The organism is Candidatus Dependentiae bacterium (assembly GCA_035445995.1).
Taxonomy (GTDB): Bacteria; Babelota; Babeliae; order Babelales; family Vermiphilaceae; genus DAOMRS01.
In genome coordinates this window covers 126,190-150,275 of the sequence record DAOMRS010000001.1, presented here as the reverse complement: position 1 = coordinate 150,275, position 24,086 = coordinate 126,190, and the positions used below count along the sequence as shown (strand labels likewise).

Annotated in this window: 20 protein-coding genes and 5 tRNA genes; 2 read left to right on the top strand and 23 right to left on the bottom strand. The window is 36.9% G+C overall.

What is annotated here, in order from left to right; genetic code table 11:
* Positions 1 to 181: 181 nt before the first annotated feature.
* From PK943_00780 to rsmG, 15 genes are all read right to left on the bottom strand, one after another.
* The gene (locus PK943_00780; protein ID HRN77750.1) at positions 182 to 1,462 is read right to left on the bottom strand and encodes a M20/M25/M40 family metallo-hydrolase; all 1,281 of its coding nucleotides are present in this window, start codon (positions 1,460 to 1,462) and stop codon (positions 182 to 184) included.
* Complete coding sequence (locus PK943_00775; protein HRN77749.1) at positions 1,452 to 2,303, bottom strand: GNAT family N-acetyltransferase; 852 nt, start codon at positions 2,301 to 2,303, stop codon at positions 1,452 to 1,454. The genes PK943_00780 and PK943_00775 overlap by 11 nt, the downstream gene beginning before the upstream one ends.
* Positions 2,304 to 2,879: 576 nt before the next feature.
* Positions 2,880 to 3,209, bottom strand: coding sequence for a hypothetical protein (locus PK943_00770; protein ID HRN77748.1), 330 nt, complete (start codon positions 3,207 to 3,209; stop codon positions 2,880 to 2,882).
* A gap of 11 nt (positions 3,210 to 3,220) precedes the next feature.
* Positions 3,221 to 4,720: a hypothetical protein gene (locus PK943_00765; protein ID HRN77747.1), complete on the bottom strand. Its 1,500-nt coding sequence runs from the start codon at positions 4,718 to 4,720 to the stop codon at positions 3,221 to 3,223.
* Positions 4,721 to 4,766: 46 nt separating this feature from the next.
* The gene (locus PK943_00760; GenBank protein ID HRN77746.1) at positions 4,767 to 6,050 is read right to left on the bottom strand and encodes an AAA family ATPase; all 1,284 of its coding nucleotides are present in this window, start codon (positions 6,048 to 6,050) and stop codon (positions 4,767 to 4,769) included.
* 233 nt (positions 6,051 to 6,283) lie between these two features.
* Positions 6,284 to 6,360, bottom strand: a tRNA-Asp gene (locus tag PK943_00755).
* A gap of 45 nt (positions 6,361 to 6,405) precedes the next feature.
* Positions 6,406 to 6,481, bottom strand: a tRNA-Asn gene (locus PK943_00750).
* Between the two features lie 32 nt (positions 6,482 to 6,513).
* A tRNA-Val gene (locus PK943_00745) sits at positions 6,514 to 6,589 on the bottom strand.
* A 137-nt stretch (positions 6,590 to 6,726) separates the two neighbouring features.
* Positions 6,727 to 7,875, bottom strand: a complete 1,149-nt coding sequence (locus PK943_00740) for a hypothetical protein (protein HRN77745.1) — start codon at positions 7,873 to 7,875, stop codon at positions 6,727 to 6,729.
* 18 nt (positions 7,876 to 7,893) lie between these two features.
* Positions 7,894 to 8,715, bottom strand: a complete 822-nt coding sequence (gene mreC, locus PK943_00735; protein HRN77744.1) for a rod shape-determining protein MreC — start codon at positions 8,713 to 8,715, stop codon at positions 7,894 to 7,896.
* A gap of 74 nt (positions 8,716 to 8,789) precedes the next feature.
* Entirely contained in the window at positions 8,790 to 9,728 is a 939-nt protein-coding gene (locus PK943_00730; protein HRN77743.1) for a phosphatase PAP2 family protein, read from the bottom strand.
* A gap of 103 nt (positions 9,729 to 9,831) precedes the next feature.
* On the bottom strand, positions 9,832 to 11,277 hold the full coding sequence (gene gatA / locus PK943_00725; protein ID HRN77742.1) for an Asp-tRNA(Asn)/Glu-tRNA(Gln) amidotransferase subunit GatA: 1,446 nt from the start codon (positions 11,275 to 11,277) through the stop codon (positions 9,832 to 9,834).
* A gap of 22 nt (positions 11,278 to 11,299) precedes the next feature.
* Positions 11,300 to 11,587 carry an Asp-tRNA(Asn)/Glu-tRNA(Gln) amidotransferase subunit GatC gene (gene gatC / locus PK943_00720; GenBank protein HRN77741.1) on the bottom strand — a complete coding sequence of 96 codons (288 nt, stop codon included), beginning with the start codon at positions 11,585 to 11,587 and terminating at the stop codon, positions 11,300 to 11,302.
* Between the two features lie 10 nt (positions 11,588 to 11,597).
* A complete protein-coding gene (locus tag PK943_00715) occupies positions 11,598 to 12,995 on the bottom strand; it encodes an MATE family efflux transporter (GenBank protein ID HRN77740.1) in 1,398 nt (465 codons plus the stop codon).
* A gap of 109 nt (positions 12,996 to 13,104) precedes the next feature.
* Positions 13,105 to 13,746, bottom strand: coding sequence for a 16S rRNA (guanine(527)-N(7))-methyltransferase RsmG (gene rsmG, locus PK943_00710; GenBank protein HRN77739.1), 642 nt, complete (start codon positions 13,744 to 13,746; stop codon positions 13,105 to 13,107).
* Positions 13,747 to 13,815: 69 nt separating this feature from the next.
* Between rsmG and PK943_00705 the strand changes: the two genes are divergently transcribed.
* Positions 13,816 to 14,517, top strand: a complete 702-nt coding sequence (locus tag PK943_00705) for a hypothetical protein (GenBank protein HRN77738.1) — start codon at positions 13,816 to 13,818, stop codon at positions 14,515 to 14,517.
* Between the two features lie 79 nt (positions 14,518 to 14,596).
* A complete protein-coding gene (locus tag PK943_00700; protein ID HRN77737.1) occupies positions 14,597 to 15,211 on the top strand; it encodes an orotidine 5'-phosphate decarboxylase in 615 nt (204 codons plus the stop codon).
* Here PK943_00700 and PK943_00695 read toward each other — a convergent pair.
* The 8 genes from PK943_00695 to PK943_00660 all read right to left on the bottom strand — a co-directional run bounded on the left by PK943_00695 (position 15,208) and on the right by PK943_00660 (position 24,082).
* Complete coding sequence (locus tag PK943_00695) at positions 15,208 to 16,953, bottom strand: ATP-dependent DNA ligase (protein ID HRN77736.1); 1,746 nt, start codon at positions 16,951 to 16,953, stop codon at positions 15,208 to 15,210. The two genes, PK943_00700 and PK943_00695, sit on opposite strands and share 4 nt — an antisense overlap.
* A gap of 93 nt (positions 16,954 to 17,046) precedes the next feature.
* Positions 17,047 to 19,266, bottom strand: coding sequence for a hypothetical protein (locus tag PK943_00690; GenBank protein HRN77735.1), 2,220 nt, complete (start codon positions 19,264 to 19,266; stop codon positions 17,047 to 17,049).
* 16 nt (positions 19,267 to 19,282) lie between these two features.
* Positions 19,283 to 19,849 (bottom strand): glycerol-3-phosphate 1-O-acyltransferase PlsY, encoded by a 567-nt coding sequence (gene plsY / locus PK943_00685; GenBank protein ID HRN77734.1) that lies wholly within the window; start codon positions 19,847 to 19,849, stop codon positions 19,283 to 19,285.
* A 24-nt stretch (positions 19,850 to 19,873) separates the two neighbouring features.
* Complete coding sequence (pgsA, locus tag PK943_00680; protein ID HRN77733.1) at positions 19,874 to 20,518, bottom strand: CDP-diacylglycerol--glycerol-3-phosphate 3-phosphatidyltransferase; 645 nt, start codon at positions 20,516 to 20,518, stop codon at positions 19,874 to 19,876.
* 98 nt (positions 20,519 to 20,616) lie between these two features.
* A tRNA-Met gene (locus tag PK943_00675) sits at positions 20,617 to 20,693 on the bottom strand.
* Positions 20,694 to 20,724: 31 nt separating this feature from the next.
* Positions 20,725 to 22,278 (bottom strand): protein translocase subunit SecD, encoded by a 1,554-nt coding sequence (gene secD, locus PK943_00670; GenBank protein HRN77732.1) that lies wholly within the window; start codon positions 22,276 to 22,278, stop codon positions 20,725 to 20,727.
* 119 nt (positions 22,279 to 22,397) lie between these two features.
* Positions 22,398 to 22,484, bottom strand: a tRNA-Leu gene (locus PK943_00665).
* Positions 22,485 to 22,606: 122 nt separating this feature from the next.
* The gene (locus PK943_00660) at positions 22,607 to 24,082 is read right to left on the bottom strand and encodes a hypothetical protein (protein HRN77731.1); all 1,476 of its coding nucleotides are present in this window, start codon (positions 24,080 to 24,082) and stop codon (positions 22,607 to 22,609) included.
* Positions 24,083 to 24,086 lie beyond the last annotated feature (4 nt).

Genomic DNA, 24,086 nt, shown 5'->3' with positions numbered 1-24,086 from the left:
CAATAAAAAAACCCGGCTTTTACACCGGGTTAATTTCTATAGTAAGAATAAACAAACATTTCATGGATTTACGTTCACATAAAATTCATGACATAACCTGACGCTCTCAATATATCCTCTCTAACTAAACCCAGTATTTAAGTATAATCCACGTCATAATTGTTCAAATAAAAGTAATCCACTAAGCCGTAAAGTTACGAATAAATTCAGTCATAATTTCCCGCGCCTTTATTAATTGTCTCACGGGAACAGACTCATCTGTACCATGAATATTATCTTGAATGGTAAATGGCGTAAACCCTACACTATCTATGCCTTTAGCCAAGTAAAACCGCAAATCAGATGATGCTTCAAAATAATGTGGTTTAACATCATAGCCAAATGATTGAATTGTTTTTTTAAGTTCTTTATATAAGAATGTTTCATCTTCAGAAAAATCTGGTTCTTCATCTGCTTGAGCCATAATTTTATACGTCAAATGTCGATACTTCTTAAATGCATCATCTAATAATTCAATTACATCTTTTTTCTTAATAGTTGGGGGCACACGAATATCTATTGAAGCCTGAGCATCATCTGGAATCATATTATAGGCTACAGTACCATCAGGTTTACGAACACCTGCAGTCAAAGAACTAATATTTAATGATAATAATTTTCCAGGAGCTGTAGTACGCGATTCAATCTGACTTTTAACATGAAGATTTACTATGAAGTTAAGAAATTGTATAAGTTCATGCGCAACATTAAAATTCTGCAAATGCGAACCGTGTGCTAACGCACCCTTACCATGTACAATAATTTGAATCGGTTTACGCTCTGAAACTTTGATCTCTAGTACATCGTCTAAACCTGATGCATGTCCCTCATCAATAACAAACCCGATATTAAGACTTTCAAATATATCAGAATTAACAAATTCTTTAGTCCCTTTAAATCCACCAACTTCCTCATCTGGCACAGCTAATATATGAATAGTTCTGCTTGGTACAAATCCACTGTCTTTTAATGCTTTGAGCGCAAAGTAGTGAACCATGCCAATCCCCTTCATATCCTGCACCCCTCTGCCAACAAGATTACCGTCAATTATTTGTGCTGCAAATGGATCTGCCACCCATTCAGCTACATTTGTTGCTTGTACCACATCCATATGGTGATTAAGCACTAAAGAGGGCTTGAATGAATCGGTACCCAAAAAACTAATAATTCCAACTGGATTTCCGGAAGGAAGCATAATTTTTTTGAATAGAAAGCCATCTCTACATGCATATGATTCAAGCAAGCACAATGCTTGTTGATAATTAGGATTCGGATGTGTTGTATCAATCCGAATATATTCTTGTAAGTTTCTAATCATTATATCATCAAGAGAACCGATTGGTTCTCTTGATGACAAATAATAATAGCTACTTATACCAACAAGAAGCATGATTGTTAAAAAAATTAATAGTTTAATCTTCATGCAACACCTCTTTTTTAAGCGGAAAGGCTAATACAACTCCAGCCCCTGGTACTGCATATTCATCAGATAGAGGCTTAAATTCTGTACTTTCCTGATCAAAACTAGGCTTAAATGCACGATAGCGTGTATGTAAAACTGAATTTATTTTTGATGAATAACCAATACACGCTGCTACGTGTTGAGCAAATGGTACAAATTGAGACACAATTGGCCTTGTTCTGTCATGCATAGCTCCAGGTGTATATGAACCATTATTTTCAGTTATACCGTATAATAACGCAATATAAGCACTCTTATTATGCTGTATATAGTCAATTACTTTTGACGCAATTGAATCAAGTGCTTTTTGCATAAGTAACTTATTTAAACCCTGTCCTCTATACTCTTTTTTGGTAAAATCACCACCATTGTAAATATATACTGCATTGTCAATCTTAAGTTGTTGATCATTATGCTCAAAAAAGTTTATTACATTATTTTCATACGAAATAACACCATTATAAATAAGCTCACTATCAGCACCCTGACAACGAATTTCATCTTCTAGAATAGATAATTGCTTTTCTTGATCATCTATTACAAAAAGCTTTTTATATCCAATAATATGTTCTCCTTGGGTAACTACAAATAGCTCATTATTTTCTATAGCACTTTGGAAATAAGCACTACGAAATTTTTTAGGTGGGATAACAATTCCCTCTTCTGTTGATGCTTCCTTGTTCATTAAATTAACTAATGAATCAAGGTCTGTTGGTGTTGCCAATCTAAAATTATATTCGTCTGCTATTGCTACCAAAGAAGAAAAAAAGCATGTAAAAACGATTATTAAAAATTTATTCATGATAAATCCTTATACAATAGATATATAGGCTTTAAGAGCAGAAAAAACCACTCAAAAGCAAATTTTTGATAAAACAAAAAAAATTATAAATTTAGGGAAAAAAGAATAGGTGGCTTAACGCCAAGAATTAGCCCAACGCCAGCAAGGAGCCTCTATGAGAGAAACGATAAGTTGTGTTCGGTATGGTATATGAAGAATGCTAAAAACCATATGAACCTCTTGGGCATTAGGGTTAAAAATATAACTAATACTATGTTACTAAGAATAATAATATCAGTCAAACGCCTCTGAGAAAGCAAAAAACCTGGCATTTAGACCAGGTTAATATTTATACATTTTTCTATTCGATTTGATCGTAAATAGTTCTAATCATTTCGTATGGCGGCAAACACTGGGTACACTTCCGTCTTCGCTAAAGCTTCGCCGGACACAGTCGAACCTTCAGATGGAGTATATTCAAAGAGGAATTAACGCTATTGTTAGGAGTATTGAGCTGAAAGTGTTAGGGCTATTTATACCGAAAAAAAAGGTATCGTTTTATAAATTAAATGAGAGTCTTTTTATTTTAGTTATACCTTAAAAGGAATATTCTCCACTTTTTATTTGTGGGAAATAATACTTTTTAGCTTCCTCAAAATTATCAAAATCACTCATGAATCGCCACAAGCGATCCGGTATGCCCATATCATATTTGTACACTAATATTGATAACATCGATTGAATATCATCTAAAATCTCAAAATAATTTTCTGCAGATTCGATATTTTCACATAATTTTATTTTGGAAAATATATACTTAATATTTTGGGCCATTAAATTCAATCTTTGTGAAACCTGAGCGCCAAGTTGCTCTATCTCTTTTATGTCTTTTTTTATATCACTTGGTGTAATAAAGATATCTTTCATTAATGTGATCCTTATTTATTTTTTAGTCCAGATAAATGAGAAACAATTTTTGTGGATGGATTGTATACCATTTCCCAACCATCATATATATACTTATAAAAACCAGGATAGCCTTTAGGATCTGGTAAAATCTTCTCTGCACCCTTTAATATAGATTCAGCTCTTAAACCAGGATAATGCCTACCATTCTTCCACAACCTATTATAATAATATTCTGTGAACTTAAAACCATTAACCTCATAATAACCATTTTTTAAAATAGGTACTGTAGTTGTATTTACAAAGCCAGCAGCCTCCCAAGCCCCTAACTTTCCTGTGGTATATAAAAAAGCAGCATATATAAAACCGGTGCGGGTAAGTTTACCCAGATGTCTCGCTCTATCTACATATACTTTTTCTTCTGGTGATAAGTTCAAATCTTCATCTATTGTTGATGAAATAATCTGATCAAGCTCTTCAATTTTTCCATAGTCTAAACCCTCAGGAAGATTCAATTCAGGATTTTTTTCACGAAAATCTTTATAAGCAGCATTTGCAGCATCTCTCATTGACTGACCTTGTTGTTCCACAAACTCTACAAAATTATCTTTCCATTTTCCCGTATCCGCCATATCTTGTAAATAAGTACCAACCATTATAACCAAAGCATTAATTTGCTCTTCTGGCGCAAGTAATCCTTGTTGTTCCAGATCATTAAGTGTCTGCCCTACAGCATCTAAAAACTGCGGTAAATCATCTATCGTTTTGACATCGATTTTATTTAATGCATTAGTAATGCGTTGGTCAATTTTTAAACTAATGTTGTGGGTGCTACTATAAGCAGATGTAGATAGCATATCCATATCGAGATCAGGACTCGGTGTTCTCTTTTGTTGTTCCTCACGTTGTTTGTTCAATTGTTCTTGTTGGGCTACATATGCCTTGTAATCATCACGTGATTTCAATAAATTTTCTGCTACTGCATATTCTTGTTCTGTATAGGTTCTTTTTTGATTAGCAGGAAGATTTGTTTGTATATTACCTGTGCATACTTGAGTTCCATTGTTTCGCACATCAGGCCACAAGATGCCATTACTAAATCTATCAAACGCATCAATAGCAGTTTCTATATCAGCGGTTTTAATAGTAGCTAATGCATCTGTAAGCGGATCTGCCAATATCCTATCAACTTCTTCTTTTTGCTGTGTTTTATATCTTTGCTGAAAAGGCAATAACCACCCTTCAAGCTCTTCTTTTAGATCTGTTTGTAATTTTTCCAGTGCTACTTTTTCACCTGCAAGCTGCAATGCGGTATATTCGCTTTGTGGCGAATGGGGCATCTGCTTGACTGATGCATGATCATATCCATAAGAAGTATTTTTGTCAGTACCTAATGCTACAGGAAGGATTGAGCGAGAAACTGGCAAATTTTCTTGAGCTGCAACATTAACCAAAACAACTGACTTGGGGCTCATTGGTACCAGTAATGTATTCAAAGATAAAAGCATAAAACACATAATTTTTCTAATCATATAACACATCCATTTAATTTTAGATAAACTAATAACACCTTAAAAACTATTGAATTGCACAACGATTTTTTCTCGCATCAATTTGAGCACGTCTTTTATCACCGTTTTCAACTAATTTTCTCATCATTTCCCATTGTTCATCAGTAAATATATGAGTCATAACTTTTAGTTTATCCTCTGGAGATTCACCCATAAAGGGTATAGTATCTGACATAAAACGCGTAATCTCCCTCACGGTTGTAGAATTAAATTTTCCAGCTTTCATATCTAAAATTAACTGTATAAACTGCTGTTGTATAAAAAGACGATCTTGTCTTTCAGCTGTTGATTCCTTCTGCTTTCCCCACTTAACACGTTTTTTTTCATCTACAAGCTCTCTTAAGGCTTCTTCTAAATGTTCTTTACGAATAACTCTTTTTTTACTTGTCTGATCTTTTCTTCTGAAAATTGCCTCTGCTTTAAAAACAAGCGACGTTAAATCCCGTATATTCCAATCGATAATCCTCTGTACAAACTCTTTAAAAAAAGCATCATCACATGATGTGTGCAACGTAGTAAATTTTTTGCCTGCAAAACAGGTACGCAATATGTCTATCTTAACGGCATCACCTACCGCTTCTGATATCCATATATTTTTACCAAGTGCTCTACTTTTAATTTGTTGTGGGGCATCTTCAATTTTGTTCATAGTCCCAACCAAAAAAAAATTATGATTAAACCTTTGTGCATCTAAAAAAGACCACAAAGATTTTGATGTTGCATCCGTATCATGATGCCTATCATCTGCATGTTCAAAAAGATGGTTGATCTCTTCTATTAATAATAAAGTTTTTTGCTTAGGATCTATCGAATTTAATACTTTGTTTAATTTTTCGGCAGTACCACCCCTATTTTTATCTTGGAAGTCTGTACTCGCATATTTTTGATGTGACCATCCATATTGCAATAATTCCGCTGCAACCGCATCTGCTTGTGTTGATTTACCAACACCAGGTGCACCTATAAAAAATGCAAATCTATAACTAGGTTCTTCAAAGAAATCTGGATCCTTTAAGTGATTCACAATGTTTTTGACATCTATGGGTGCTTGCGCAAATACTTTAGCCAATAATCGATTTAATTTGGCTATATCACTTGTATCAGTTGACACGGGTTGTTCTTGATTAACTTGAGGAGCAGAACTTGATTCATTTATTTTCCTTGTCTTCCCTTTGCCTTTGGATTGCAGCTCAAGAGCAAGTTTATGCTCTGGCTTCTCCATAGCATAAGAAATTGAACCAATAAGAAGGAATATTAACGAAAGCATAAAAAATTTTTGCATGATCTTCATGCAGAATCCTCCATTCCTAAATAAGATTAAAAACACTCTACTATTATTCGATAGTAAAGATTTTGCATAAAACTTCAAGTGATAGGTTTAATTAAGAGTGATTATTACATATATAATTAACAATCTAACCATATTTGTAAACCTGTAAGTAGTAAAAAACCCGGCTTTTACACCGGGTTAATTTTATAGTTCATTTTTATAGGAAAATGCCAGTCATTTTTTTATAAAATAAATGGCGGAGCTGACGAGACTCGAACTCGCGACCTTCCGCGTGACAGGCGGACGCTCTAACCGACTGAGCTACAGCTCCACAATTCGTGGATTTTCTGGCCCCTGGTAGGGGTAGAAAATAGTTTGGCTCCTCGGGCAGGACTCGAACCTGCGACCTAACGATTAACAGTCGTTTGCTCTACCGACTGAGCTACCGAGGAACATATTCAAAGATTATATCTGATGGGTATTCTGGTGGGCGGTACAGGACTCGAACCTGTGACCCCCAGTTTGTAAGACTGATGCTCTACCAGCTGAGCTAACCGCCCTTATCAGATAATTTCAATAAAGAAGATTGTAGAGGAAATTCAGCCTAAAGTCAAAGATAAAATTGCTATTTTTTACTCTTTTTTATCCAGGTATAGAGAGTCTCCTAGAGCTCTTGGTGGGTATCGTCAAAAATTCTTCATATGAGTTGCTCAAATCCTGCATATTCCTTGGCTATAGAATCCTCTAATTGCACTTCATATTCGACAAGAGCCCAGATCATGTTCTGTTCAATATAGCTAATGAAATATTCACCTTCGGAAGTTTTTGGTACGGTATCTTTAATAGCTTGATAATCGGCAGATTCGGTCCCATGTTCTAACATATTTTTTATTATATCAGATGTTCCCGAATAATAGTCACGTGCTTTTTTATTATGGTTACACGTCAAGTCTACACGTGCACCGTATCGTAAAAATTGATATATCAGAAACTCAGATGCCCCTCGCTGCACTGCATGCATAAATACGCTCATACCCATTTGATCCTGCTTGTTTGGATCAGCTCCAAGTGCCAATAAAGTTCGTATGTTGCGTTCTGCACGCGCTATATCCGCATGTTGTATCGGGAACAATAAAGGTGTCTCTCCTTGATTATCCAAAACATCTACATGGGCCTTACCAAGCTTGACCAGTACGAGTATAGAAGCCATATCTTCCAGCATAGCGCGATGCAGTGCGGTGTATCCACAATATAATGCACTTGGATTTGCACCTCTATGCAATATACGTGCTATCCTAATGAGTGACTTTGCCGAAGAATCACTCAAACAGGTTGTAGAATTGAGTATCTGAGTAGCATTATACTTCGATGTATCAACCCAAAATGGTTCTTGTGTTGCATCTTCTATACGTTCTTCTAAGTAGTTAATATGTTTACCTATTAATTCTATGGCTATACGTGCAACTGATTGTCGTTCATGTGCTTTTGTAGGTACTTGTACAACCTGCCTCTCAAACAAACTTTTTAATTCTTCAACCTTAGATTCATCTAACGGCCCCACTTTTTTTTCTAATGGTTCCATAACTGAGATTATTGATTCCATAAATACAGCAAGAGAATTCTCGTCGTTTATTTGAGGCATTTCTTGTTTCAATGCATCTATCTGTTCCCGTGCTGTGCGTATAGCCTTACGCTCCATTTCTTTTACATGTTGTTCAACCAATGCTCGGATGGATTCTATATATCTGTATGGCCCATCTAGTTCTTCAACCTGTTCCATATTATATGACGACATATGCATAATACCACATAAGGTTGCTACCAATAATATTCTTTTATAATGCATACTAACTCCTCTGTATTGTTATGTTGCTCGAGCCAATAATACACAATAGCGTAACTGCTGTAAATCGAGTGCTGGCTTGACCGCTATAGCATAATAAAGTCCATTCTGCTGACAAGTTGCAATAGTACCTAATGCAAAACCCTGCGGAAACACTAAGCCTTCACCGCTTGAAATCACTGCATCACCAACCTTCACCGTATCCAGATGACTCACATATTGCATAATTGTTTTGTCACCCATTTGTTGTCCACGATGAATACCCAATGCATGGCTGGTAGCACACGTTGCGGATACTTTGCATCCAGCATCAGTAATTAATTGTACTTTGCTGTACCACGGATACACTTCCACCACACGACCGACTAAGCAATTTTTGTACACTGCTACCATATCCTGCTGAATACCATCTGCCACTCCCGCGTCAACCAAAAAATGGTGTGATTGTTCCGAAAAACTTTTGGCAATAATTTGCACAATACGAGCCTCTCGCTCATATCGCTTTTTGAATTCATGTACTTCAACAATATCATCTGCATACGCATGTGATGCACGCAATGCGATAATTTCTGCATTGAGACTATCGCACTGGTTCTGCAGTTGTGTAATAGTGTCATGCAACTCATGCATAGAATGCTTGTATTGCCACCAGATTTTTATCGGTTCTATGAGCTTATGTTGCATAACCAAACATGGATACGTAGCATATGATGCCACCTGTTTGGCAACTGCATGAGAAGAAGATGCTATAGCTTCTACATTAAATAGATTAAACGAGGTACCTAGCATTAATATACCAACTGATAATATGAGTGGTATTAATAATATCCCTTTTTTGAGCATACTATACCTTTTTTATGGTCAAACCTTTTTTTTGCACATGTGCATCAGCATACCACACTCATGTCTGATCTTCATTAAAAACGATAAGAAAGTTCTACGGCTGGTGTACCACGGTGATCAAGCTTCATACCCACCATCAAATTATCACCCAATTTTTGGTCAATTAATCGATTTGCAGCTACACCATACATAGCACCCAGTGTTGCACCACCAACTACTTGTGATAGGTAATGGCGATTACAACTAACAAACGTGGTACCGATAATACCCGCTAATAATCCAAGTGGAATAGCATATTTGGGACCATATCGCATGCCATATAATACTGCTACATATACTGCCTCTGCGGTATGCCCTGACGGGAATCCGCCATATGCACGTTTTTTGCATGAAAATTTCTGGTTCCACGGTCTGAAGCAACTATCAAATCGTGCTTTTTTGATAATCTCTTTACCCCAAATAACAAACGGCAAGCCAATTAACATCATTCGGCTTGACTGGAACAGTTCCACTTCATGGGAAAAAAGCCCTTGCAGACCAAGTAATACAATGGGTGCTGCAATTGATTTTTGTGCAACATCATGGCACCATCTGGGCAATTGCCGAATATTTTTGTGGTACACCGGGTCGTAAAAATGCATTTGAATATTTTCATCAATCATGCGAGCACCAACAAACAATGGAAATGTACTCGCAAGAATTTTAAAAGTATCCCAAGAAATTAAGTTAACATTTAATATAAACGCATCTTTGAGTATGCCACCTACTTTTTGTGCTGCATAGGTGGTTCCTTCCGGATAGCGGGATTTGCGCCGTTTAGGCAACCGTATTTTTTTTGGTTTTCGTTGTAAAAGATATCTTCTTTTTTTTGGTACTGTCTCTTGAGCAGCTTGCTGCACCTCTTCTTGTGATGCAGGTAGTGTAGATGATGAAGTATCAACAGCAAGACCAATTATATGGGGATACAACATCAATATACTTAGGATAAGCACACTGTATCGAGCACTCTTCATCCACTGCTTCCCCCTGCTTGATTATGATACCTACCGGGCTACAGACAGAATACTGTATCAAGAAGTAACAAAACAAGGATTGCTCAAAATCTCATGTGTACTGCTAAAAACCCTGCGGATGCTTTGTATGCCAGTCAGTATGTTGTTGATAGACATGCCCCACGCGGTACAATAATGTCTCCGACAAATGTGGCCCAACCAATTGCATACCAATCGGCAGGTTATTGCTTGTAAAACCACATGGAACTGAAACCGCAGGGATACCTGCCAAGTTCATTGCACAGGTAAAGTAATCTTGTAAATCCATTTGTAATTTATCTACCGAATATGCACCAAATTTAAATGCCGGTGCTGGATGTGTTGGCATAATAAGCATATGTACATCATTAAAGACATCAATGAATTCACGTCGAATCATACGTTGCACTTTTTTGGCATTGTTATAAAACTGGCCTGCGTGACCGGCGGATAGCACGTAGTTACCAATGATAATACGCGATCTTACTTCCGCCCCAAATCCATCATGACGTGTATTTGAATACATAGCATCTAATGTTTGCGCTTGCTTGTCTCGCATACCATACCGTACGCCATCGAATCGCGCCAAATTAGAAGCTGCTTCTGCTCGGCTGACAATAAAATAGGTTGCTGCTGCATAATCAAGCATTGGCATAGAAATACGTTTAACTTTTGCACCACGTTTTTCAAGCACCGTGATTGCTTCTTCTATAGCACGAACAATTTCAGGATCCATTCCTTCTGCATGTAACGCATTATCAACCACACCAATACGTACATTGTCCGGCAATGTATCTGACAATTGTTCTACATAATCTTTTTTCTGTACATACAAGCTTGATGAATCTCGTAAATCATGCCCTGCGATAGTAGAAAGGACTAATGCATTGTCATATATCGAGCGTGTAAAAATACCGATTTGGTCCAATGATGAAGCATAGGCAACCAACCCATAACGCGATATCAATCCATACGTCGGCTTGAGGCCTACAAGGCCACAAAATGCAGCTGGTTGTCGCACTGATCCACCCGTCTCAGATCCAAGCGCCCACGGCACCAAACCTGCTGCAACTGCTGCTGCAGAACCACCACTTGATCCACCTGGCACACGACTCATATCCCAAGGATTTTTTGTTTTTTTGAATGCAGATGTTTCAGTTGAACTACCCATGGCAAATTCATCCATATTTGCACGTCCAATTAACAATGCACCATGTTTTTTTAAACGATGCACTGCACAGGAATCATAGGTAGATTTAAACGGTTCTAATATTTTTGATGCACATGAAAGGCCGCGATCTTGTTGGGCAATATTATCTTTGATAAGACCGGGAATTCCCTCAAGTAACCCTTGTGATTGAGCACGATCTAAAATAGATGCTGCATCAAAAACTTCAATAGCAGAACCGAGATCGCCATCAAATTTTTTGAATCGGTCAAGAAAAAAATTGAGCAATTCGGGTGTACTTATTTCTTTTTTAAGTAATTTATTTTTGAGCTCTTTAATAGATGCAAAAGCAAGTGTTTTCATGATAATTCCTATGTGCGATGTTCTATTCGTTGCTTTCTAAAATACGTGGCACTACAAAGTAGTTACCTTCTCGTTCAGGGGCTTGCGCAAGAATAGGTTCTGGGTCCGTTGATACCACCACATCTTCACGGAACACATTCACATTTTTTACGGGTGGCTCTTGAATATCAGCTGCAATATCTTGTACACGCTCTGCATAGCTGAGCACCTGATCTACTTGTTCAACTAATGCGCCTATCTCATCTTCATGGATAGTAATTTTTGATATATTTGCAATATAGATAATTTCTTCGCGTGTAACTTTTGTCATAATGCCTCTACTAAATTGACTGCTTGTTCCAATTTTTGCCACGGAACCGATGAATGTAGGCTAAGCTCATGAGTGCATTGCCTACGTAAAATGCGCCATATATCAAGATAAATCGCCAACTATTGTCCGCAATCTGCATTTTGGAAAACAGATACGAAAGTGGTCCAAAAAAACCAACACATACCGCCAAACGAACAATCATAACAATATTGGCATTTCCAGAAGCTCGGAGTGCTCCGGCAAGTATTAATTGTAACAAATCAAAGAATATAAGTACACTCAAAATTGGGAACGCTTGAGCTGCAAGCCCGGTAAATTTACCCTTTGTATCAAATAAGCAAATCAGTTGCTCATAAAACATACCAAAAAAAAGCAATACACCTATAACCATGACTGACGATAAAAATAGAATTTTTTTTGTATTACTCTTGATGCCATCCCAATTTTGTACCCCATAATCATTGCTAACCAAAAGTGTAATAACCTGGGCAAAGGCAAGAGCTGGTAGTATAGCAAAACGCTCCATATCTTTGAGTACAGAAAACGCAGCAGCACCTTCTTTGCCTAATGTACACAACATACTACTAAGCCACACGTATGCAAGCGCCATAATTGATTTGTCGAGTATGACCGGCAAACTGAGAACCACAAGTCGCCAACCATAGGAAATGTCACGCATGATGGAAAATAATTCAATACCATACTTACGATTATGTGGATGTAAAAAAGTATAACCTATGGCTGCAAGCGCCATAACACCATACCGTATGACTGAAGCAATAGCAGAGCCTTCCAAGCCAAGCGCAGGAAACCCCATTTTGCCAAAAATCAAAACATAATCAAAAATAACAAAGGTAAAAATCCCGGTAATAAAAATTGCCATTGGTACCTTGGTATTTTTTATGCCACGTAAAAACCCAATAAAGCTGAGTGAAGTAAACATGAACAGCAAACCCATTGCTTGCAGGCGTAAAAATGGCACACCAAGTTGAATCATTTTATCCGGCACACCATAGAATGCATAAATGCGGTAAGCCCCTAAATATAATGCACTTGCAAAAACGGCACCCACTAACATATTCAGCCAAAATGCATCGCGGGCGGAACGTCCAACATCTTTGTATTCACCACGGGAATTAAACATACCACTCAGTATAACAGTCCCTACCGAAACACCCTCTGCTACTTTGATTAACAAGTGGACAAGGGTACTGGTAACCCCGAGCGTGGCATACGTGGAAGTAGATTTTAATGAACTAATAAAATAGGCATCAAGCCAAAATGGTAATGAGTATAATAAAAACGCGGTAACAAATTCTGGTACAAAATATTTTAAAATACGGGTATAACTTTCACCATGTGTATCTGATAATCCAGACACATAGCTCGTTACAATTCCCTTTTTCATATGCACCCTTTCTGAAGTAATACAATAACGCAAAGAAGTAAGTTAATATAGTAGCTCTAGTATACTCAGAACAGATTGAAGCGCAATTAGCTGGAAATATTATGGCATATTATTTTTTTAAAAATACTAACTTGTGTTTCCTATTGCCTACTGAATATGGAATCTCTTCTTGTACAAACGGCGCCTCTTTTGTAGATGGTTGCCATTCTTTTGATGCCCAATAAACAAGCGTTGCATCTTTATACGGGCTTGCTGGTTTGAACATACGTAGAAGTTCTTCTGGCTGCAATGATGCGCGCGCGCAAATATAATTGGCGGGATAGTCAGTTTTACGTAAAAAGGTTCGCCAATCATATGTATATAAATCAACATTTTCTAATTTAAGTGCATTAATCACCAATTCCAAAAATGCAACTTTCTTGTGACTTACTTCTACCAATACAACTTCAACATGCGGATATTTGATGGCAAGTGGAATACCTGGAAATCCCGCACCGGTACCAACATCAATAATGGTTTGTTCGTTATGCAAATCAATAACATGTCCTAGTTGGAGTGAATCTTGAAAATGATACCGAATGACTGCAGTAGGAGCAGTAATGGTAGTCAAATTAGTCTTCTGACTCCATTCAATAAGAAGCTTAAAATAGTGGGCAAATTGATCTGCCTGCTTGACGGTCAATTGTTCATCGGCAACAAAACGATCCCAAATGTCTGCTGTTTTTGTATCAAATATGGTACGGATATCCAATGCAATTCCTTAAATGGTGGATTTTGGCAACTCTATTTTGCTAGAGTTTTTTGTATAAAGGAGTTTGTTATGAAATTATATAAACTTATTTTGAGTATAACATGTTTATTATCACAACAAAACTTGTTGACTGATCCAATTATTACTTTTTTTGTGCGTCCGTATCCTCATGATGAACAATTTGCACAAGAGACAGCGGATCGATTACAATGTGGTAAAAAACTTGCTAAAGAAACTATTTCATGTGCTACTAACCAATGCCTACAAGCAGGTATTACCGCAAGTTATGCCGGTTTTATCGATGTATCAAGTTTAACAGGGCAAATCACCTTTCCTCGTAAACATGCAGAACCTTATGTGTATATGGTTATTACCGATCGTATTGTACCGGTGCCTATGCTGGGCAATACCATCCGACATTTAGCATTTAACCCTGGTACCGCAACTGCTTTATATAAAATACAACAGAACTATGACACACAAACAAATAAAGTATTTTGGAACACACAAAAAATAGAAAAACCTGATAGCAATATCATCCCATTCGAATCGATCATTATTATTGCCAAACCCAAGCATATAGTAGTACCCGAAGGTATTACACTTACACAAGAAGGCCCAAATCTTATTCTGCCCGATATATACGCCAAAAAAGGTGTCAATTTAATAGACAGCACACTCTACATGCTTAATCTTTCTTACTTATTCGGGCTCCCTTACACCAAATACAAGCAAGAAGATAAACGCTATCTTGAACAAACTGGTGATTAGTATGCATTTTTAGTAACCATTCATGTTAGTATACTAACTTATATTCCATCTTATACTTCAATTAAGGAGAATTCTATTTATGAAATTACAAATTTCATTTGATATTACCGATTTAGATCAAGCCATTACAATAGCCCAACAGATCGCACCATTTGCAGATATTATTGAGGTTGGTTCATTACTAATTTTAAATCATGGTACACATGCGGTAAAAACATTTCGCAACGCATTACCAAACAGTGTGATTCTTGCCGATACAAAAATTGTAGATCGTGGTAAAGATGCTACTACTCTGTTCGCCAAAGCCGGCGCTAATTGGGTTACTGTTATGGGAGGCACTAATAAAAATATTATTCATGCTGCTTGCACCAATGCACATGCGCTCAATGCAAAAGTTATGCTCGATCTAATTGATGTTGAGTCAGTTGGACAAATCGCAATGGAAGCAAAAAATCTTGGTGTAGATGCATTATTATTTCATGAACCGTATGAAGAAGAAACGCTCACATTTTTAGACAGATGGGAGATGGTACACGGTAATACGGATTTGCCTATCTTTATTTCTAATAATATAAAACGCGATAATATCCATAAGATCATTGCAATAAAGCCAGATGGCGTAGTGATTGGCAAAAGTATTACTGACGCAACTGATCCGGTGGCTGAAGCTCAATTTTTCAAAGCATTGTGTTAGTTTATTTTCTTAAACTGATCTTCATACAATCGCTTAATCTCACTTACCTGCGTTGCTTCTTCAGCACTTTTATCAGTTCGATATCCCATAAAACGCGGGAATCGTAACGCATAACCAAGCTGCGTTACGGTTTTGCCTGCATAATGGAGCGGGGATAATGTAATTTCATCTGCACGAATACTACATACTAATTCAGGATATACCCAGACATCCGGAATTAATTCTTTTGCACATTGTATATTAGTTGGCTTATCTTTTTCTGCCAGTGCATCACATTTTTTCTTAAGATCTCGCCATTCTTCATCAGTCAGTCCCGTACCAATTTTTGCAATGGTCTGGAACATATCCTCTTGCTTATTATATACTGCCACCAAGAATGCACCGATACCAAATGCAGCGCGTTTGCCTTTACCCGCATAGTAGCCAACTATGACACAATCAATTGTATCTTCTAAATGGCCCTCTTCTTGTCGTTTTAATTTGATCCAGTTGAAGTTACGTTTGCCTGGTGTATACACAGAGTCGGGACGTTTGACGACTAAGCCCTCAAGCCCTGCTGCAATATTAGCAATAAAATAATCTTCTAATTCTTGCGCTGTGTTAACTGGTTGTTCGTCAATAACTTGTACATTATCACCCTTGTATTTATTGAATACATGCAGTAATTGCTTGCGGCGTTCTTCATGTGTTTTATGCAAAAATGAGTTACCATTCAAATACAATAGGTCAAAAATAAACACTTTGAGGGGTAATTCTTCTGCTGCTTGTTCAATGCCATGCTTACGTTTACGCTTTACCGTTTCTTGGAATGGTAAAAAACTTCCCGTATGTGGATCATATACAATTGCTTCACCTTCACAAATAATCGTATCCACATCAAGTTGTTGCAATGCTTTGACAATATCAGGAAACATGAATGACATGTCTTGTAAATTGCGCGAAAAGAAATGAACTTTAGGTTCATTGCCGGTATTGTCAATATGAATTTGCAAGCGAAACCCATCTAATTTTGACTGTGCAATACAGGGGCCAATTTTTTGTATAATATCTTTGGCAGTTGGCAGACGTTCTGCTGCAGCCGGCCGAATAGGAATACCGATTTGAATATCAAGTGTTTTGAGCGCTTCTACGCCACCTTCTTTTAATTGTTGTGCAATAAAACCAATATCTGCACATACATTATATGCATCTTCAATAACACCACGTAGTGATTTATCTCCCGTGATCATCCATGATAATGCATCAACAATCGTCATATCAGAAAAACCAAGACGAAGTTTTCCAAGTACAATGCGTATTACAAACTTAGCAGAAATAGGATCTAATTCTTTGAGTAACTGATGAAGTTGATTAACTTTTTCTTCCTGCGCACCCTCACCACTGATCTGCTCAATAGCGCTCAATTCATGGTAAACTTGTGTAATAGTCATTTCATCGGTATAACGCCACGAACCTTCTGCAACCAATGCACCCAAATCACCAACTTTTTTTGCACGCTTTCGTATTTCTTCCGGAGACTCATTGAGTAACTGAGCAACCACCTTGATCATCATCTTTTCTGCAATATTAAATTGCGTAGCAACATATGGCGGATGTAATTGACCAAGCGAAAGATCACAAATAATACCAATCTCGCGCGCAGACACGTGCTTGAATAAATCTGCTAATAACTGCGTAATCTCAAGACGAGATGAAATATGTTCAATTTTATCAAATACCTGAGCAACTTGGGTAAATTTCATAGACTAATCCTTTGGCAAAACTGCTGATATATAGCATAGCATTTTAGCCTTGAAATGCCCAGATTGCTCTGTATTTACTCAGCTATTTTTATTTTAAAAATATGACAATTCTTGTTTGCGATACTCAGCTTGCTGTTCAATAAAGCTTTCTGGCCATGATGCTGATACATCTACTATTTTTTTGTGATGTTTATCATAACATGGTTTAAGTTTTGGATAAATGCGAGTGCTCACTTTTAAATCACCCATGATTTTTGCTCGATTATCTTGAATAATATCAATATGCTTCAAATCACGTACATAACGACCATACGTATTGATAAGGTTTTCACAATCGGTACCATTACCAGTTGATTTAATAGCTTGCACTCGTATCATCAAGTTTCTAATATCACTCAAAACTTTTTCTCTATCTTTGATACTAAATCCAAGAACTTGATGAGGAACATTATCAATTTCTATCTCTTCTTGATCCAAAGAAAGACCACCACCATCACACAAATAGTTCATAATTGTTGTATTAGCACGCGCATGTGCACCAGAGATTTCTCTAGTACCCTTTTGCTGTACTAATAGTCTCGACAAACCGGTTTTTGCCATATCAAAAATAAATTGATCTATTAATGCGTTTTTACCAATTTTTTGTGGCCAATCTTTATATAATCCAACCTCACTCAATTGATCAAACATCGCAATACTTGTATATAGAGCAATAATTTCTGCACGAAGCTCTTCTAACGCATTAAAATTACCACCCAAGAACTCAGTAATATTTTCACCCGTAACCGGTATGGTATCACCCACTTTATAGGTTGCTTGACCAACAGACAGTTTTTCACCATCTTTAAAGGTATGCTTATCAAGTCGGCTACTGCCATGACCTAATGTTTCATGCAATGTACAATGTACTGCCCATGTCAAGCTACTCAGCTGATCATCTGGATCATGCTTGGCAAGCCAAGCTGCTTGTGCCTTTGTATTGAATAATAAACGTCCAAGCTTAGGGTTTATCAATGATGTCAGGCTTTTATCTGGTTGATACATAATTTGTTTTGAACCATATTTGGAACGAATTTCAGGATAATTTGGTAAACAATATGCAGCAGTACAACGCAGCGGCCCTAAATGCCCGGAACTAAATACTATTTTGTTAACTGATGCGTTCGGAATAGCAGATATATCATCTATATTTTCTCGCATAAACTCAGCAGGAAATGGCAATTGTTTTTCAAGCGTAGGTAATATAACATTTACTTTCTTCATATCCATACATTTGATAGTAACCTCGGCTTGAAATAAACCTACGCGAGACATTGGATCATCATAAACCTCAATAAAGCCAAAATTATAATCCAAGCGGCTATTACTTTTGAGCCATTCAATTGAATGTTGTTTAAAAAGCTCTTCATCACCCGTCTTTAAAAATTTAATCATTAGCTCAAGGCTTTTGACAAAGTGCTTATCAAACTGCTTTGGATATTTTTTTGAATGATTATATGCTTTTTGTAACCAATGGGATGCTACCGCTAATTCCTCACTATATTTACCGCCAATTTTGTATTTTTGTACGCATGGCACTCGTTTGCCATCGATAGTATCAATAAAGAAATAGGAGTTAACGCCTGCACGATCTGCTTCTGGTAATGCTTCAAAATCTTTTTGTGTAAAGCCCGGTGCATATATATTGCCACCACTTGCTTCAATATTACCTTCCACACAAGAAGTAGATTCTAATGAGGTATCAAATATAGTTGGTATCAACTCATTAAATATCATTAGTTTTGCATCTAATCCTTCAATAGTTATAGCTTCAAGGGCTTTTTCTACGTTATCCTTTGTCAAAGATTTGAATCCCAACCGTTCTGGTGTACGTTTTGAATTTGCATCTTCACGTAAAAAATATTGCCCATGATTCGTCCACAAATATACTAAAAATGTTTCTGTTTCTTTAAGGAACTGATCAATGTCAAAGGCATCTTTATCAACCCATTTTTTTATTATATCAGCATGATTTAATATATTTTCAAATAATTCAGTTACTACCACACCATGACGATGTAACTGGTCAGTGGCAATACGATTACCCGGTAGACTTGCACGAAACATATAATAAATAAACAGACGTTCTTCTGGCGTAAGATCATTAAACAATGATGATACATCAGAAATATATTGTGTTGCTATTTCATGAAATTGTTCAATTTTCTGTGGCGGTTCTTCCAGTTTGTTAATTTTATGCGAGTGTCTCATACTTTGTGTTGCCATGTTAACCATCATTATACCTATCATAATAAAATGAGTTGTTTTTTTCATACTACTCGCCTTCTTGTTATTGTAGATATTTTTTTATATTTTCTTGATGCCGCCATGTAATAATTACACTACAAACAATAGAAAATAAAATCAAAGCATAATTATCTGGCGCGTACCACCAGGTAACAAAAGGTAATATGATCGCGGCACTCACGGAAGCAATCCCAACGGTTTTAGTTAATACAAAGATAGTAAACCACACAAAGAACACATATAAAACTATGACCGGTTGTAAGGCACACATACTCCCGATTGCCGTAGCAACACCTTTGCCACCTTGACCATGTAAAAAAATTGAAAAAACATTACCAAATAATAATGCAATAGCGGCATAATATAATAGTACCTGATCGACTGAACTATGTTGCAGGAATTTTAAATAAATAAACGCTTTTCCTGCATCAAGCAATAAGATAATGAAAAAATATTTTTTACCCAAAACACGCGCTATGTTTGTAGCACCAATATTACCAGATCCATGAGAACGAATATCACGAATACCTAAAAGCCTGGCAAGTAAAAACCCGGTAGGTATAGAACCAATACCGTATGCACCTAATATGATTAAAAAATTGATAAACATTACAAAGCTACTTTATTAATACCATTAAAAAGTAAATTCATTATCATCATCGGCGGTATGAGATCCGCTATAAGTAGATGATTTTTGGTCTTTGTTAAATATATCCGCAAATGATACATAATATTTATATGCAGATAACAAGGATACCGCTAATGTAATAAACAACAATACTGCCTCAGTACCATTCCAATGCGGAGCGCTACGCATACCAAGATGCTGTACTGGATTGAGAATTACCACTAATATAAACAGCATCTGTAAAGTAGTTTTTATTTTACCAAGAATAGAAACTTTGACCGAGAAATTATGTTCTAGTGCTACATTACGTAACCCCATCATAAAGATTTCTCGTCCAATCAGTAGGATCACCCAATAAAAATATATTTTCCCTGCTGCCAATAGTGCTACCAAAGTAGAATATAATAAAAATTTATCTGCTATAGGATCCAGTATTTGACCCAACTGTGTTTCTTGTTTAAATCGACGTGCAATGTAACCATCAAAAAAATCAGTCAACCCTAGGAACCCAAATATAATTGCAATAAAACAATTAATCCAAAAGATATTAAACGGCAACAAATAAACAATAAGAAAAGGTAAAAATAAAGGTGAGAATATTAAACGAGCTATAGTTAACACGTTGGGTACATTTACGTGAGGATTGTCCAAAGTAACACCCCTTCATTAAAATTATATGTTAATCAAACAACTCTTTTTAATGTAATATACCTGCCAAAGCTTTGCAAGCCATGGCAGGTATTATTTTTTGGTAGCGGCGCAGGGACTCGAACCCCGGACCTATGGATTATGATTCCATCGCTCTAACCAGCTGAGCTACGCCGCCAAAATATTTCAATATTAGTTAATAGTATAACCTATATTCTTAATTTTTGAACATTAAAATTTGATAAAAAGAACTTAAATAGTGAACGTAAGAAAAACAATCCGGTAATCAGGGTAGCCAAGATACCAAGCATCATAGTTACTGCAAAGCCCTGGATAGGGCCACTACCTGTATTGTAAAGTACAACACCTACAATAAAAGTGGTTATATTGGCATCTAGTATAACAGTCATAGCATCAGAAAAACCTATTTCTACTGCTTTGCTATTAGAAGCGCCTTTTCTAAGCTCATCCTTAATACATTCGTATATTAAAATAGAAGCATCAATAGCCATACCTACTGTCAAAACCATACCTGCAATACCTGGTAGCGTTAATGTAGCTTTGAGCCATGCAAGGCCAACTAAAACTAAGATCAAATTATATACCAAGGCAAGAAACGCAAAAAAACCGGAAAGACTATAATAATACACACTAAAGAGCAATATTAATCCCAAACCAACCAAACAAGAAGTAAATCCTTTTTGTATGGATTCGGCTCCCAAAGATGGGCCGATTTGACGTTCTTCTTCAAAGGTTACTGGAGCAACATACGATCCTGATTGTAATAATACAGCAAGCTCATGTGTTTCTTTGCTATCTTTAAATCCACCACTGATACTGCCGCTCTCTCTAATAGCTGATTGTACATTCGGTGCAGAAATAACAACACCATCTAAAACAATTGCAATACGTCTGCCAATGTTTTTGCTCGTAAGCTCATAAAATTTACGTGCGCCAATATCATTAAAAGTAAATTGTACTACCGGTTCAACACCAGATTGTCCGCCGAGTGCTGCTCGAGCATCTTTGAGTAAGCGACCTGTAATATCTGTATATTTTGGCACTACATAGTATTCAGTTGCACCATTACCACGCGTTTTACCCGGTAAAATTTCTTTATTTGATGGAAGATCACCATCATATTCAAATAAAATATCCTCTTGAGATGAACCAATTTTTTCGACTAATCTGAAATCTAGTTGTGCAGATTTACCAATACGACTTTTTGCTTCTAATGTTTTTTCTATATCGGGTAGCTCAACAATAATATTGCGGTCACCTTGTTGTGCAATAGTAATTTCCGATGTGCCATAGGGATCAAGGCGCGTACGCAATACACCAATGTTTCGTGAAACGGCGTTCTCTTTAATACGCTCAACTTCACGTTCAGGCATAGTTAACCGTACTTGCGTACCTTCTTGTTCATGCTCTAAATCTTTTACGCTATCCTGTAAAAATAATGCAGCATTTTGTGCTTGATTTGCATTTTCATAATTCAAGATAATTGATGCACCTTCCACTTTTGCATCTTTTGCTTCCGGTTGATTTGCATTTTTAAGACGAGCTTCAACTGACTGTAACCGTTCGATCATTTCTGCTTCAACTGCTTTCTCTGTTTGTACTTCTAAGGTCAGATAGGTACCACCTGCAAGATCCATGCCTAGACGAATATGTTTTCTAAGTGGAATAACAAAATACAAACTAATACCCGCAATAAGTAGCCAAATCATTAACTCTGATGCAAATATGCGACGAACATTCATGAAGCTCCTTTCTGTTTTTTTTATAACTAGCCAGTAAATTTGAGATATGCCATAGTCCTAGCCAAGCTCCCCAGCCTTCGCCAGCAAGCAATGGTGGGCACGGCAGGATAAGCGTAGACTGGTGCCGAAGAGGAGACTCGAACTCCTACAAGATTTCTCTCACAGCCCCCTCAAAGCTGCGTGTCTACCAATTCCACCACTTCGGCATTTATATGTATTTCAAACAAACCAAAATGTACCATATTTCCAAGGTATTAGCAAACTTTAACTACACAAAAAGAGGAGCAAAACTGCCCCTCTTTGTTAAGCTTACTAAACCTGTATAATCCTAGAATAACCCCCTCTTTCTAGTGGGTAATTCTGCGTCATTATACGCTATATCTTTTTCCTCAACTTCATAGTCTTCTTCGTATTGTTCAGATGAACCAAATAGCTTAGTAAATGGCCAGGTAATGATTGAAATTATACTATTCCATACAGTTTTAAAAGTTGAACCTATGGTCGCAAATAATGAACTCATAAAGCCATTTGAGACAATTTCTTGATCCTCTTCTTCTTCATCTGTACGTTCAGTTTCTAATTCCTGAGAGTATGTAGCAATAAGTTTTTCCGCTTCTTGTTTAAGGTCGATCCCCTTATCCTTCAACTCTTGTACTTCGCTTTTTATGGTTTCAACCTGTTGCTGCGCAGTGCTAACGATTTGGTTAAAGTGCTGTGTAAATGCTTGCTCAATATAATCACGAATGTCTTTTATATTTTGCCATGTAACATCCATAGCATGGTACAAATCACGTGCTTTTTTATCACTCAATACACGTGCAATATCTTTAAACTGTGTCCAGGCTTCGCGCTCATAATTGCGTACACGATTAATCTGATCCAATAATTTATTTAATGAATTTTCAACATCATTATCAAGTTGATTAATAAGATTTATATCTTTTTTTATACGCTCTAACGTTTGTTTTTCTACGCGTAAGGTTTCTAATAATACACGTTCTTGAGAATCCAGATCTCCTTGGGTTGCTCGTTCTTGTTCTAATTTACGAATTAATTCATCTATAACTTCTTGTAATTCACCCTGACTCAAACCAATTTCTAGATAAAAAGGATCAAATACATCACGGTCAAGATACGTACGTTGTTGGAAAAAATTCATACGCGTCTCGAAAATGGATGCTACTGCTAAGCGAATTTTCTCATATTTACGCTCAGCGCGTTCCCACCAAATGCGTTTAAATAACCAATTACCACGCGGTTCATCCAAATCAACCGTATCAATACCTTCTATTTCTTCTATGGTTGGTTTTGGCTCTGTTGGCACTTCTGGTTGTTCAGGTACCTCAGTTGATACGGGCGCCACTTCTTGTGGCAGCTCAACTGGCTCTACCTCTTGCGGTTGCACTACAGGTACTTCTTGCATAGGTACTATTTCTACAGGTGCTGGTTGTGGTTCTTCGTCTACTGGCGTTGTAGTTACTTGCTGTTCAACAACAGGTTGTCCAGACATTTGACCTGCCTGTGGTACTACAACCGGCTCGACCACTGGCGCTTCTTGAATCGGCACTATCTCTTCGCCTACTGGTGTTGTAGTTACTTGTTGCTCAGCAACAGGCTGTTCTGATTCTTGAGCTTCTTGTTGAGCTCCTTCATCTATTTGCAACACATCCGATTGCGTTAGATCACCATCTGACACTGCTTGCTGCAATGTATTAGTTAGCAATCCTTCTTGTGCATAAAGATCAATAATATGGGTTCCATGCATTAAGATTAGTATGAGTAGTATTTGAAACAACCTGCACATTGCA

Excerpts from the sequence above, each read along its gene's own strand:
- PK943_00780 (HRN77750.1), bottom strand. The coding sequence starts at position 1,462 with ATGAAGATTAAACTATTAATTTTTTTAACAATCATGCTTCTTGTTGGT.
- PK943_00775 (HRN77749.1), bottom strand. The coding sequence starts at position 2,303 with ATGAATAAATTTTTAATAATCGTTTTTACATGCTTTTTTTCTTCTTTG.
- PK943_00770 (HRN77748.1), bottom strand. The coding sequence starts at position 3,209 with ATGAAAGATATCTTTATTACACCAAGTGATATAAAAAAAGACATAAAA.
- PK943_00765 (HRN77747.1), bottom strand. The coding sequence starts at position 4,720 with ATGATTAGAAAAATTATGTGTTTTATGCTTTTATCTTTGAATACATTA.
- PK943_00760 (HRN77746.1), bottom strand. The coding sequence starts at position 6,050 with ATGAAGATCATGCAAAAATTTTTTATGCTTTCGTTAATATTCCTTCTT.
- PK943_00740 (HRN77745.1), bottom strand. The coding sequence starts at position 7,875 with ATGCATTATAAAAGAATATTATTGGTAGCAACCTTATGTGGTATTATG.
- mreC (HRN77744.1), bottom strand. The coding sequence starts at position 8,715 with ATGCTCAAAAAAGGGATATTATTAATACCACTCATATTATCAGTTGGT.
- PK943_00730 (HRN77743.1), bottom strand. The coding sequence starts at position 9,728 with ATGAAGAGTGCTCGATACAGTGTGCTTATCCTAAGTATATTGATGTTG.
- gatA (HRN77742.1), bottom strand. The coding sequence starts at position 11,277 with ATGAAAACACTTGCTTTTGCATCTATTAAAGAGCTCAAAAATAAATTA.
- gatC (HRN77741.1), bottom strand. The coding sequence starts at position 11,587 with ATGACAAAAGTTACACGCGAAGAAATTATCTATATTGCAAATATATCA.
- PK943_00715 (HRN77740.1), bottom strand. The coding sequence starts at position 12,995 with ATGAAAAAGGGAATTGTAACGAGCTATGTGTCTGGATTATCAGATACA.
- PK943_00705 (HRN77738.1), top strand. The coding sequence starts at position 13,816 with ATGAAATTATATAAACTTATTTTGAGTATAACATGTTTATTATCACAA.
- PK943_00700 (HRN77737.1), top strand. The coding sequence starts at position 14,597 with ATGAAATTACAAATTTCATTTGATATTACCGATTTAGATCAAGCCATT.
- PK943_00695 (HRN77736.1), bottom strand. The coding sequence starts at position 16,953 with ATGAAATTTACCCAAGTTGCTCAGGTATTTGATAAAATTGAACATATT.
- PK943_00690 (HRN77735.1), bottom strand. The coding sequence starts at position 19,266 with ATGAAAAAAACAACTCATTTTATTATGATAGGTATAATGATGGTTAAC.
- plsY (HRN77734.1), bottom strand. The coding sequence starts at position 19,849 with ATGTTTATCAATTTTTTAATCATATTAGGTGCATACGGTATTGGTTCT.
- secD (HRN77732.1), bottom strand. The coding sequence starts at position 22,278 with ATGAATGTTCGTCGCATATTTGCATCAGAGTTAATGATTTGGCTACTT.
- PK943_00660 (HRN77731.1), bottom strand. The coding sequence starts at position 24,082 with ATGTGCAGGTTGTTTCAAATACTACTCATACTAATCTTAATGCATGGA.